9 protein-coding genes are annotated in these 11,645 nt (G+C 72.8%); all 9 read left to right on the top strand.

The window, feature by feature from the left end; genetic code table 11:
• Nucleotides 1–101 precede the first annotated feature (101 nt).
• The 9 genes from CG747_RS01125 to CG747_RS01085 all read left to right on the top strand — a co-directional run bounded on the left by CG747_RS01125 (nt 102) and on the right by CG747_RS01085 (nt 11,505).
• Nucleotides 102–824: a VC0807 family protein gene (locus tag CG747_RS01125; RefSeq protein ID WP_100599676.1), complete on the top strand. Its 723-nt coding sequence runs from the start codon at nt 102–104 to the stop codon at nt 822–824.
• Between the two features lie 191 nt (nt 825–1,015).
• A complete protein-coding gene (gdhA, locus tag CG747_RS01120; protein WP_100599675.1) occupies nt 1,016–2,392 on the top strand; it encodes an NADP-specific glutamate dehydrogenase in 1,377 nt (458 codons plus the stop codon).
• A 104-nt stretch (nt 2,393–2,496) separates the two neighbouring features.
• Nucleotides 2,497–3,039 (top strand): TIGR00730 family Rossman fold protein, encoded by a 543-nt coding sequence (locus CG747_RS01115; RefSeq protein WP_100599674.1) that lies wholly within the window; start codon nt 2,497–2,499, stop codon nt 3,037–3,039.
• A gap of 35 nt (nt 3,040–3,074) precedes the next feature.
• Nucleotides 3,075–3,764 carry an SDR family oxidoreductase gene (locus CG747_RS01110; protein ID WP_100599673.1) on the top strand — a complete coding sequence of 230 codons (690 nt, stop codon included), beginning with the start codon at nt 3,075–3,077 and terminating at the stop codon, nt 3,762–3,764.
• 91 nt (nt 3,765–3,855) lie between these two features.
• A complete protein-coding gene (locus CG747_RS01105) occupies nt 3,856–4,314 on the top strand; it encodes a MarR family winged helix-turn-helix transcriptional regulator (protein ID WP_257980165.1) in 459 nt (152 codons plus the stop codon).
• 115 nt (nt 4,315–4,429) lie between these two features.
• Nucleotides 4,430–5,830, top strand: a complete 1,401-nt coding sequence (locus CG747_RS01100) for an MFS transporter (protein ID WP_100599672.1) — start codon at nt 4,430–4,432, stop codon at nt 5,828–5,830.
• A gap of 148 nt (nt 5,831–5,978) precedes the next feature.
• Nucleotides 5,979–6,992 carry a methionine synthase gene (locus tag CG747_RS01095; RefSeq protein ID WP_100600045.1) on the top strand — a complete coding sequence of 338 codons (1,014 nt, stop codon included), beginning with the start codon at nt 5,979–5,981 and terminating at the stop codon, nt 6,990–6,992.
• A 31-nt stretch (nt 6,993–7,023) separates the two neighbouring features.
• Entirely contained in the window at nt 7,024–9,240 is a 2,217-nt protein-coding gene (ligA, locus tag CG747_RS01090) for an NAD-dependent DNA ligase LigA (RefSeq protein WP_100599671.1), read from the top strand.
• Nucleotides 9,241–9,396: 156 nt separating this feature from the next.
• The gene (locus CG747_RS01085) at nt 9,397–11,505 is read left to right on the top strand and encodes a bifunctional diguanylate cyclase/phosphodiesterase (RefSeq protein WP_100599670.1); all 2,109 of its coding nucleotides are present in this window, start codon (nt 9,397–9,399) and stop codon (nt 11,503–11,505) included.
• The last annotated feature ends 140 nt before the right edge of the window (nt 11,506–11,645 follow it).

Below are 11,645 nucleotides of genomic sequence, written 5' to 3'. Positions count from 1 at the left end.
GACAGGTGGAACTGCCGGCCGGCTCCCCCCGTACCCGAAGCTTGGGATGTCCGTCACGGCGCACCAGCCGCCGTGCACCGCCCAACTCGGGGGAGTCCGCAGTGAGTCAGCAGCAGTCCGCCGGCAGTCAGCTCGTCAAGGCCCTCGCCCCGCTGGTCGTCGACGCCGGCATTCCGATGGCCGCGTACTACGTCCTCAGCAGCGGCTTCGGGCTGACCGACGTGGCAGCCCTGGCCTGGAGCAGCGTCGTCCCGGCGCTGCGCACCGTCTGGGGCCTGGTCCGGGAGCGGACCGTCAACGGCCTCGCCCTGCTGATCCTCGTCGTCAACGCGGTGGGGCTGGCGACGAGCGCCCTGACCGGCGACGCCCGGCTGATGATGGCCAAGGACGGCGGCGTCAGCAGCGTCGTCGGGATCGCGGTGCTGCTGTCGGTGTGCGCCGGACGGCCCTTGATGACCGCCGCCCTCAAGCCCTGGGTGACGAAGGGCAGCCCGGAGGCGGACGCCGCATGGGACCGGCTGCGGGCGGACAGCGCGCGGTTCGGGCGGCTGGAGCGGCGGTTCTCGACGATCTGGGGGAGCGTGCTGCTGACCGAGTGCGTGGTCAAGGTCGCCGGTGCCTACCTCCTGCCGGTGCACACCATGGTCTGGCTGGGCACGGTGCTGACGGTGGTGGCGATCCTGCTGGCCATGGTGGCCGCCGGTGGCGCGGCCGCCGAGCCGATGGAGCGGATGGTCGAGGCCGAGGTCCGGGGGGCGGCCGGGACCTCGGGCGGCGCGGCCGACGGCGCCGAGCCGGCCCCGGCGGTGGCGGCCGGGGTGTGACGTACCCGCCGGGCGTGGGAGTTGGGGAAATCGCGTACAGGAACGGCTCGCCGGGCACCCCCGCTCTCGATCGGCCGGGCCTCGGCGCATAAGGTCTGCGATGCGACGGGACATCCAAGGCCCCGCGTCGACGGTTCAACGGCGATCCGGACGGCACGCGGCTTTCGTCGGCCACGAAGGGAACGGAAGTCATGTCGACTGTTCAATCTGAGGCCAAGCACGGCGGTCTGACCACCGAGCTGGCTTCCCTGCACGCCGAGCTGATCCGTCGGAATCCCGGTGAGGCGGAGTTCCACCAGGCGGCTCTGGAGGTCCTGGAGACGCTGGCCCCGGTGCTCACCGACCGGCCGGAGTTCGCGGACGCCAAGATCCTTGAGCGGCTCGTCGAGCCGGAGCGCCAGATCATGTTCCGCGTGCCCTGGCAGGACGACTCCGGGCAGATCCGCGTCAACCGCGGCTTCCGGGTGGAGTTCAACAGCGCGCTCGGCCCGTACAAGGGCGGCCTGCGGTTCCACTCGTCCGTCAACCTCGGCATCGTGAAGTTCCTCGGCTTCGAGCAGATCTTCAAGAACGCCCTGACCGGGCTGAACATCGGCGGCGGCAAGGGCGGCAGCAACTTCGACCCGCACGGCAAGTCGGACGCCGAAGTGATGCGCTTCTGCCAGTCCTTCATGACCGAGCTGCACCGCCACCTCGGCGAGCACACCGACGTGCCGGCCGGCGACATCGGCGTCGGCGGCCGGGAGATCGGCTACCTCTTCGGCCAGTACCGGCGGATCACCAACCGCTGGGAGGCCGGCGTCCTCACCGGCAAGGGCCTGGAATGGGGCGGTTCCAAGGCCCGCACGGAGGCCACCGGCTACGGCAACGTGCTCTTCACCGCGGAGATGCTCAAGCAGCGCGGTGAGGAGCTGGACGGCCAGCAGGTGGCGGTCTCCGGATCCGGCAACGTCGCGATCTACACCATCGAGAAGGCCCAGGCGCTCGGCGCGAACGTCCTGACCGTCTCGGACTCCGGCGGCTACGTCGTCGACGAGAAGGGCATCGACCTGGCGCTGCTCAAGCAGATCAAGGAGGTCGAGCGCGGCAGGGTCAGCGACTACGCGCAGCGGCGCGGCGGGTCGGCGAAGTACGTCGCCGGCGGGAACGTGTGGGACGTCGCCTGCGATGTGGCGCTGCCGTCGGCCACGCAGAACGAGCTCGACGCGGACGCCGCCCGGATCCTGGTCCGCAACGGCGTCAAGGCGGTCTCCGAGGGCGCCAACATGCCCACCACCCCGGAGGCGGTGGCGCTCCTGAAGGAGGCCGGTGTGGCCTTCGGCCCGGGCAAGGCGGCCAACGCCGGCGGCGTGGCGACCAGCGCGCTGGAGATGCGGCAGAACTCCGCCCGCGAGGCGTGGTCCTTCGAGCGCGCGGAGGGTGAACTCGCCTCGATCATGCGGGGGATCCACGACACCTGCTTCCAGACCGCCGAACGCTTCGGGCTGCCCGGCGACTACGTGGCGGGCGCCAACATCGCCGGCTTCGAGCGGGTCGCCGACGCGATGCTGGACCAGGGCCTGATCTGACGCCCGGCACCTGACGCCCGGCGTCCGACGCCCGGCCGGGCCCGCCCGCGGAACGCTCCGCGGCCGGGCCCGGCCTGCTTTACGCGACCCGTAGGGTGAACGGCATGAATATCTGCGTCTTCTGCTCCGCCGCCGACCTCGATGACCGTTATGTCCGGCCCGCCCGGAAGTTCGCGGAATCGATCGGCAAGGGCGGCCATGCTCTGGTGTGGGGCGGTTCGGACACCGGCCTGATGAAGGTCATGGCCGACGGCGTCCAGGAGGCGGGCGGCAAACTCCTCGGGGTCTCCGTGGAGTTCCTGGCGCACAAGGCGCGCGCCGACGCGGACGAGATGGTCGTCACCAAGGACCTCGCCGAGCGCAAGGCGCAGCTGCTGGCCCGCGCCGACGCCGTCGTCGTGATGGTGGGCGGTACCGGCACGCTGGACGAGGCGACCGAGATCCTGGAGCTGCGCAAGCACGGGATGCACGGCAAGCCGGTGGTGCTGCTGAACACCGCCGGTTTCTACGACGGGCTCAAGACCCAGTTCGAGCGGATGGACGCGGAGGGCTTCCTGCCGATCCCCCTGTCCGAGCTGGTGTTCTTCGCCGAGGACGGCGCGGCCGCGCTGGCCTACCTGGAGGAGCAGGTGCGCGCCCGGGGCTGACCCTCCGTCCGGGGGCACGCCGTAGGATCGTCCGCATGGGTACGCATTTGATCACGGGCGCCGGGTCGGGCATCGGCGCGGCGGTCGCGCGGCGGCTCGCCGAGCGCGGCGAGGAAGTCTGGCTGCTGGCGCGGGACCTCCGCCGGGCCAAGGACCTGACCGAGCAGTTCCCCGGGGCGCACGTCCTGGTCGGTGACCTCGCCACCCCCGAGAAGCTCGACTGGGCGCTCGGCCACCAGAAGCTGCCGACCCGGCTCGACTCGCTCCAGCACATCGCGGGCGTCATCGAGCTGGGCGCGGTCGGCGACCTGCCCGCCAAGGCGTGGCAGCGGCAGCTCGCCGTCAACCTCGTCGCGCCGGCCGAGCTGACCCGCCTGCTGCTGCCGCTGATCCGGATCGCCCGGGGCGACGTGGTCTTCGTCAACTCCGGCGCCGGGCTCGACGCGCACGCCAACTGGGGCGGGTACGCCGCGAGCAAGCACGGCCTGAAGGCGCTGGCCGACTCGCTGCGCGCGGAGGAGCACGCCAACGGCGTCCGGGTCACCTCGGTCTACCCGGGGCGCACCGCCACGCCCATGCAGGAGAGCACCCACCGCCAGGAGGGCAAGGAGTACGACCCGGCCCGGTGGATCGACCCGGAGTCGGTGGCCACCGCCATCCTCACCGCGGTCGACCTGCCGCGGGACGCGGAGATCAAGGACCTGGTGGTCCGGCCGGGCCGGTGACCGCTTCCGGCCCCGGGGCTCCCGGGGCCGCACCGGCGGCCCGGCCGCCCTCGCCCCCGTGCGCCGCGCGGGGGCGACGTACGCTTTCGGGGTGACCACGTCTAGGGCGACCACCGAAGCGAAGACCACCGCCGCGGCGGGGTGCGGGTTCCGGGAGATCCGGGGGCTCGTCACCGAGCTGAGCCGCCGCCTGGACGCCCACCAGCGCAGCCGGATCGCGGAGCTGGACCTGACGCCGACCCAGGCGAAGGCGCTGGAGGAGCTGGGCGAGCCCAGGACCGCGCGGGAGTTGGCCGCGGTGCTGTGCTGCGAGCCGCCGAACGTCACCTACGTCATCTCCAAGCTGGAGAAGCAGGGCATGGTGGTCCGCCGCCCGCATCCGGCGGACGGGCGGGCCAAGCAGCTGGTGCTGACCGAGGCCGGCCGGGAGCTGCGGCTGGACCTGCTGCGGCGGATGGGCACCGAGTCGCCGCTGGACCACCTCTCGCACGCCGAGCGCAGTGCGCTCCGCGACGAGCTGCTCAGGGCGCTGGGCCGGACCGCCGGCTAGCCCGCCCTCCTCGCAGGCCCCCGGGGCGTACCCCGGGGGCCTTTCGGTATGGCTTCGGCAAAGTTATAGCTGTAACTGTCACTGCTGACGGATGGATACAGCTATAACTAAATCTATGATCACTGAGACCGCGGCGCCGCGCAGTACGGCGAGTGCCCCGACCCGCCCCGCGCCCGCCCGCGGCGGCGCCCAACTCCTCGTCCTGGCCCTCGGGTTCGTGATGGCGAGCCTGGACACCGGCATCATGAACGTCGCCGCGCACGACCTGCGGGCCCGGCTCGGACTGACCATGTCCGGCCTCACCTGGGTCGTCGACGGCTACGTCCTCTCCTTCGCCGCGCTGCTGCTGCTCGCCGGCTCGCTCGCCAGGCGGTACGGCGCCCGCCGGATCTACCTCGTCGGACTGGCCGCCTTCACCGCCGCCTCCCTGCTGGGAGCCGCCGCGCCGGACGGCGCCGCCCTGGTGGCGGCCCGCCTCGCCCAGGGCGCGGGCGCCGCGCTCTTCATGCCCAGCTCGCTGTCGCTGCTGATGAAAGCCTTCCCGGAGCCGGCCCGCCGAGCGAAGGTGCTCGGCATCTGGTCCGCGATCGTCTCCACCTCCGTCGCCCTGGCGCCGACCCTCGGCGGCCTGCTCGTCGGCACCCTCGGCTGGCGCAGCATCTTCCTGGTCAACCTCCCCATCGGGATCGTCGGACTGCTGCTCACCCGCCGGGTGATCGCGGCGGTCCCGGGCAGCGGCGCACCGCTCGGCGGCAGCGGCCACGTCCTGGGCCTGCTCGCCCTCGGCGGCCTCAGCTACGCCCTCATCGAGGGGCCCGCCGCCGGCTGGTCCGCGCCCGGCGTGCTGGCGGCGTTCGCGGTGACGGTGCTCGCCGCCGCCGGGTTCGTGATCCGGGAACGGACCGCCCGCACCCCGGTCCTGCCCGTCGCGCTCTTTGCCGACAGCCGCTTCAGCGCCGCCAACGCGGTCGGCTTCCTCTTCAACTTCGCCTTCTACGGCGCCCTGTTCGTCCTCGGACTCTTCCTCCAGACCGGGCGCGGCGCCGGCGCGGTGACGGCGGGCCTGCAGATGCTCCCGGCCGTCCTGGTCCTCCCGCTCGGCAACGTGCTCTACACCAAGATCGCCCCGCGCACCGGCAACCGGGCCGCGCTCACCGCCTCCCTGGCGGTCTCCGCCGCCGGCTACCTCCTGCTCTTCCTCCTCCTGACGCCGTCCCTGCCCTACGGGGTGATCGCGGTGGTGCTGGCCGTCGCCAACCTCACCAGCGGCATCAGCTCCCCGGCGCTGACCGGCGTCCTGATGGAGGCCGCCGGCCGCGAGCACGCCGACATCGGCAGCGCGACCCTCAACGCCAACCGGCAGGTCGGCTCGCTGGTCGGCATCGCCGGCATGGGCGCCGTGCTGACCGGCGCGAGCGGCGCCTACCAGGGGACCGGGTACGCCTTCGCGCTGACCGCACTGGCCCTGGCGGCCGCGGCGGCAACGGGTTGGCTGGGCCTGCGCGGGAGGAACTGACCGGCCGGCAGACCGACTCACGGACCGGCCGGCTGACCGACCGGGGACGGGAGGCGCGGCGGGCGTGGGCGGCCGTGCCGGGCGCACGGCGGTGGGCCGGGCGGGGCTGGGGCAGCCCGCCGGGCCCACCGCCGCATACCCTTCCTGGGTGAGTGAGAACACCAGGCACAAGTGGGCCGCAGGCGCGGCGACCGGCATCGGATCGATGCCGGGCGGTGACGCACGCGAAGCGGCGAAGACCGTCACCGGGTCGCTGGAGGACTTCCCCCATCTGCCCGAGCTCCCCGCCCGGGGACCCGGCGCCGACATGATCGGGCGGACCCTGGGCCTGCTCGTCGAGGTCTACGCCCATGTGGAGCCCAGCGGCTGGCGGATCAGCGACCGGCCCGGCCGCGACACCCGGCGGTCCCGCTCCTGGCTCGGCGAGGACCTGGACGCCCTGGAGGAGTTCACCCAGGGGTACACCGGGCCGCTGAAGGTCTCCGCGGTCGGCCCGTGGACGCTGGCCGCCGCCCTGGAACTGCGCAACGGCGAGGCGGCGCTCGGCGACCCCGGGGCCTGCCGGGACCTCACCGCGTCCCTCGTCGAGGGGCTGCGCGGCCATCTCGCGGAGGTCCGGCGCCGGGTGCCGGGCGCCGAGGTGGTCCTCCAACTCGACGAGCCGTCGCTGACCGCGGTGCTCCAGGGACGGGTGCGGACCGCGAGCGGCTACCGCACCCACCGGGCCGTGGACCGCGCGGTCGTCGAGGACGCGCTGCGCGACCTCGTCGGGGCGGCGGACGGCGCACCGGTCGTGGTCCACTCCTGCGCGCCCGAGGTGCCGTTCGGACTGCTCCGGCGGGCCGGCGCCACGGGCATCTCGTTCGACGCCGCACTGCTCACCGAGCGTGAGGACGAGGCGCTCGGCGAGGCGGTCGAGGGCGGTACCGCGCTGTTCGCGGGCGTGGTGCCGGGCGTGGACGGCCGATTGTCAGACCCTGCCGGTAGCGTCATGGGTGTCCGGACGCTGTGGCGCAGGCTGGGGCTGGCGCCGGGGCTCCTCGCGGAGTCCGTGGTGGTCACCCCGTCGTGCGGTCTGGCGGGCGCCTCGCCCGCCTACGCCCGCGCGGCCCTCGCCCACTGCGTCCGGGCGGCGAGGTCGCTCGTGGACAACCCTGAGTGATCGCCCTGACAGGACACGGGAGGACAAGACGGTGGCTGGCGAACAGCACGCAGCGGCATCCGAGGTGCCCGCCGCGGCACGGGAGGAGCACGCGCAGCTCGCTGAGCAGATCGAGGAGCACCGCTTCCGGTACTACGTGAAGGACGCCCCGGTCGTCAGCGACGCGGAGTTCGACAGGCTGCTGCGCTCCCTTGCGGCCCTGGAGGAGACCCACCCCGAGTTGCGCACCCCGGACTCCCCGACGCAGAAGGTCGCCGGCTCCTACGCCACGGAGTTCACCGAGGTCGCGCACCGCGAGCGGATGCTCTCGCTGGACAACGCCTTCGACGACGAGGAACTGTCGGCCTGGGCCGAGCGGATCGCCACGGAACTGGGCGGCGACCCCAAGAGCGCCGGCTACCACTTCCTGTGCGAGCTGAAGGTCGACGGCCTCGCGGTCAACCTCACCTACGAGCACGGCCGGCTCACCCGCGCCGCGACCCGCGGCGACGGCCGCACCGGCGAGGACATCACGCCCAACGTCCGCACCATCGCCGAGATCCCGCACCGCCTCACCGGCGACCGGGTCCCGGCGCTGGTCGAGATCCGCGGCGAGGTCTACTTCCCGATGGAGAAGTTCCTGGAGCTCAACGAGCGCCTGGTGGCCGACGGCAAGCCCCCGTTCGCCAACCCCCGCAACGCCGCGGCCGGTTCGCTGCGCCAGAAGGACCCCAAGGTCACCGCCACCCGCCCGCTGCACATGGTGGTGCACGGCCTCGGTGCCCGCGACGGCCTGGAGATCGACCGCCTCTCCGGGGCGTACGACCTCCTCAAGGAGTGGGGCCTGCCCACCGCGTCGCACAACCGCGCCGTCGACTGCCTCGCCGCCGTACGGGAGTTCATCGCCCACTACGGCGACCCCGAGACCCGCCGCACGGCCGTCGAGCACGAGATCGACGGTGTCGTGGTCAAGCTCGACGAGATCCGGCTCCAGGGCCGGCTGGGCGCCACCTCGCGGGCACCGCGCTGGGCGATCGCCTGGAAGTACCCGCCGGAGGAGGTCAACACCAAGCTGGTGGACATCCGCGTCGGCGTCGGCCGCACCGGACGGGTCACGCCGTACGCGGTCGTCGAGCCGGTCACCGTCGCCGGGTCCGAGGTGGAGTTCGCCACCCTGCACAACCAGGACGTGGTCAAGGCCAAGGGCGTCCTGATCGGCGACACCATCGTCATCCGCAAGGCGGGCGACGTCATCCCGGAGATCCTGGGCCCGGTCGTCGACCTGCGGGACGGCACCGAGCGGGAGTTCGTGATGCCGGCCGAGTGCCCCGAGTGCGGCTCCCCGCTCCAGCCCGCCAAGGAAGGCGACATCGACCTGCGGTGTCCCAACGCCCGGTCCTGCCCCGCCCAGATCCGCGAGCGGCTGTTCTACCTCGCCGGCCGCAAGTGCCTGGACATCGAGAACTTCGGCTACGTCGCCGCCACCGCGCTCAGCCAGCCGCTGGAGCCCACCGAGCCGCCGCTCATGGACGAGGGCGGCCTCTTCGACCTCTCCGTCGAGCAGTTGCTGCCCATCAAGTCCCATGTCCTCGACCCGGACACCGGCCTGCCCAAGCGCGACCCGAAGACCGGCCAGGAGAAGGTCGTCACCTTCTTCGCCAACCAGAAGGGCGAGCCGAAGAAGAACACCCTCGCCATGCTGGAGAACATCCAGGCCGCCAAGGAGCGGCCGCTGGCCCGGATCCTCACCGGTCTGTCGATCCGCCACGTGGGCCCGGTCGCGGCGCAGGCGCTGGCGCGCGAGTTCCGCTCCATCGACCGGATCCGGGAGGCCGACGAGGAGGAACTCGCCGCCGTGGACGGCGTCGGCGGCACCATCGCGGCCTCGCTCAAGCAGTGGTTCGCGGTGGACTGGCACCAGGAAATCATCGAGCGCTGGCGGGCCGCCGGCGTCCGGATGGAGGAGGAGCAGGCGGGCGAGGCGGGCCCGCGTCCATTGGAAGGCGTCACCGTCGTGGTAACGGGCACACTTCAGTCACACACGAGAGATGGCGCGAAAGAAGCGCTGCAGGCTCTTGGAGCGAAGGTGACCGGATCCGTTTCCAAGAAGACCGGATTCGTAGTGGTGGGCGACAACCCCGGTTCGAAGTACGACAAAGCCATGCAGTTGAAGGTCCCCGTGTTGGACGATGATGGCTTCGCTGTGCTGCTGGAGCAGGGTCCCGAGGCAGCACGAGCGGTAGCTGTCACTCCGCCTGAGGAGGAGTGAGGTGTCACCCCATCGGCGCATACCAGATTGATCCGGGAGGCCGGGTCGCATTCGGGCAACCGCTGCGGATCGCTGCCCGCAACAGCCTTCCGCGGCCTACTGTTGACGTGTGCGCCTGCCGTGGCGCGGGCACAGCCGGCTGTGAGAGGGATCGGAATGAAACCGACCGACAGCGCCGCTCCGGCGTCGCGGCTCCGCCGGCTTGTGGTGCCTGCGTTGCCCGCGGCCATCGTCACCGCGGCGGGCGTGACGCTCGCCGCGGGAGTGCTGCACACCCTCGGCGGCGGTGCGCCGCTGTTCCCCGCAGGAGCCGTCGGCTGGTCGCTGGCGGTCCTGACCGGTGTCATCGTCGGCCACCTGGTCGCCCTCGGCCGGGACCGGTGGTGGGGCGGCACCGGCTCCGGGGCCGCGCTCGCCCTCGCCGTACTCCTCCTCTACGGCTGGGTGCCGGCCACCCTGGTCAGCCTCTCCGTGGTGGTCCTGGTCGGCGCCGCCAGACGGCAGCGCTGGCGACAGGCCCTGGTCCACGGGGCTGTTGACGTCCTCGGCATCGGCGCCGCGGCGCTCGGCCTGGCGGTCTGCGGGGTGCACCCCGCCGTCCGCCGGCCCTGGACGCCCGATGCCTGGGACATCTCGGTGCTGCCCGAAGTCCTTGTGATGGCGGGGAGTTACCTCCTCGTCAGCCGGGGACTGCTCTGGTTCAGCCGGCTGCCGGTCGGCGGCGGCCTGCCCGCCATCGCCCGCACCGCGGTGGTGCGGCAGGCACTGGTCGGCATCGCCCTGCTCGGCATCTCCCCGCTGATCGCGGTCTGCGCGGTGGGCGCCCCGCTGCTGCTCCCGCTGTTCGCGGTCCCGCTGATCGCGTTGGACTCCACCCTCTGGATAGCCCGGGCCCGCGCCGAGGAGCAACTGCGCGACCCGCTCACCGGTCTGCCCAACCGCCAGTGGCTGCTGGAGCGCACCTGGACGGCCCTGGACGAGGCCGAGCGGGCCGGCACCCGGGCCGCCCTCGTCCTCATCGACCTCGACCGCTTCCGCTCCGTCAACGACACCCTCGGACACCTCGCCGGCGACCGCCTGCTGCTCCAGATCGCCGACCGGTTGCGGCACGCCCTCCCGCGCGGCGCCGAGGCCGCCCGGCTCGGCGGCGACGAGTTCGCCGTCCTGCTGCCGGCCACCGACTCCCTCACCAGCTCCCAGCGGGTGGCCCGCAACCTCGTCGCGGCCCTCAGCTCCCCGCTGGACCTCGACGGACTGACCCTCGTGCTCGAAGCCAGCGCGGGGGTCGCGGTCTTTCCCGAGCACGCGCTGGACGCCGAAGGGCTGCTGCGCCGCGCCGACGTGGCGATGTACCAGGCCAAGCGGGACCGCAGCGGCGTCGAGCTCTACGAGGCCAAGCGGGACGGCAACACCCCCGACCGGCTCGGCCTGCTGGGCGATCTGCGGCGCGCCCTGGACGCCGGCGACGTGGAGTTGCACTACCAGCCCAAGGTCCGCTTCGACGGCCATGTCTCCGGACTGGAGGCGCTGGTCCGCTGGGTCCATCCGGACCGCGGCCGGGTCCCCCCGGACGAGTTCATCGCCATCGCCGAGTCCTCCGGCCTGATGCCCCGGCTCACCGAGTACGTCCTGGAGACCGCCCTCGCCCAGGTGGCGCGCTGGCGCGCGATGGGCCTGGAGGTGCCGGTCGCGGTGAACGTCTCACCGCGCGATGTGCACTCCCCGGGCTTCGCCGGCGCGGTCGCCGCCCGGCTCGCCCGACATCGCGTCCCACCAGGGGCACTCCAGCTGGAGATAACCGAACACGTCCTGTTGGAGGACCCGCAGCGGGCCGCCGACACCCTGGCCGGGCTCACCGCCCACGGCGTGAAGATGTCCCTGGACGACTTCGGCACCGGCTACAGCTCCCTGGTCCACCTGCGGCGCCTCCCGGTCAGCGAGCTGAAGATCGACCGGTCCTTCGTGGCCCGGCTGGCCGTCGACAACGAGGACGCCGAGATCGTCCGCTGCACCCTCGACCTCGCCCATTCGCTGGGCCTCCTGGTCGTGGCCGAGGGCGTCGAGGACGACGAGACCTGGGAGCGGCTGCGCGACCTGGGCTGCGACGCCGTCCAGGGCTGGCTGGTGGCCGCCGCGATGCCCCCGGACGAGACCACGGCCTGGCTGCGGGCCCGCGGTGAGCACGGGTGGCGCCGTGCGTCGGAGACGACCGCCCTGGCGGCGGAGAAGGCAGCCGAGCGCCCTTCGGGACAGGTCCTGAACTGACCCGGCCACCGGCCGTCCCAAGTCCCCGCTCCGACACCACCGCGCAACCCCCCGCACCTGACCGGCCGGCCCTCAGCCAAGGGGCACCGAACCGGCCCGCCACCGCCCGACCCGAAGCGAACGAACCGGAAGCCGACGAG

It is taken from the genome of Streptomyces sp. CB02959 (assembly GCF_002803155.1).
GTDB lineage: Bacteria > Actinomycetota > Actinomycetes > Streptomycetales > Streptomycetaceae > Streptomyces.
Note: the sequence above shows the minus strand (reverse complement) of the source record. Positions and strands in the feature narration are given on the sequence as shown.

Bases quoted from the DNA above. Each gene is read 5' to 3' on its own strand.
- gdhA (WP_100599675.1), top strand. From the start codon at position 1,016: ATGTCGACTGTTCAATCTGAGGCCAAGCACGGCGGTCTGACCACCGAG.
- CG747_RS01115 (WP_100599674.1), top strand. From the start codon at position 2,497: ATGAATATCTGCGTCTTCTGCTCCGCCGCCGACCTCGATGACCGTTAT.
- CG747_RS01110 (WP_100599673.1), top strand. From the start codon at position 3,075: ATGGGTACGCATTTGATCACGGGCGCCGGGTCGGGCATCGGCGCGGCG.
- CG747_RS01100 (WP_100599672.1), top strand. From the start codon at position 4,430: ATGATCACTGAGACCGCGGCGCCGCGCAGTACGGCGAGTGCCCCGACC.
- CG747_RS01085 (WP_100599670.1), top strand. From the start codon at position 9,397: ATGAAACCGACCGACAGCGCCGCTCCGGCGTCGCGGCTCCGCCGGCTT.